Origin of the sequence: Bacillus sp. IS1, assembly GCF_032461585.1 — a bacterium.
In the GTDB taxonomy this organism is placed as follows: Bacteria; Bacillota; Bacilli; order Bacillales; family Bacillaceae; genus Bacillus; species Bacillus velezensis.
The window spans coordinates 1-257 of the sequence record NZ_JAWCWR010000044.1 but is presented as its reverse complement, the minus strand read 5'-3'; the positions used below and the strand labels follow the sequence as shown (position 1 = coordinate 257).

Genomic DNA, 257 nt, shown 5'->3' with positions numbered 1-257 from the left:
TGCAAAATATGTCTTTTGAAGAAATAGCCGCTTTACTCAATATAAAAAAAGGAACCGTCCAAAAGAATATTGAACGATCCCGCTTAAAAATGAAAAATAGAGCAAATGACAGCCTTTTTTGTTTAGCTTAAACAGGCTGTCTTTTTTTATGATGATCTTTTATTAATGCCAAGCCGCTCACGTAATGCAAATTGAAGAAGCTGCGAAAAGTTTACACCTTCTTTTTCTGCTGCTTCCGCCAGCCATTTAGGTACAGT

At 35.8% G+C, this 257-nt stretch carries 1 protein-coding gene and 1 pseudogene; one reads left to right on the top strand and one right to left on the bottom strand.

Annotated elements, in window-relative coordinates:
- A partial coding sequence (locus tag RUW00_RS22895; protein ID WP_315956834.1) for a sigma factor-like helix-turn-helix DNA-binding protein occupies window positions 1–131 on the top strand: 131 nt, incomplete at its 5' end.
- A gap of 15 nt (window positions 132–146) precedes the next feature.
- Here RUW00_RS22895 and RUW00_RS22890 read toward each other — a convergent pair.
- Window positions 147–257, bottom strand: a pseudogene (locus RUW00_RS22890) (type II toxin-antitoxin system HicB family antitoxin); the annotation flags it as partial.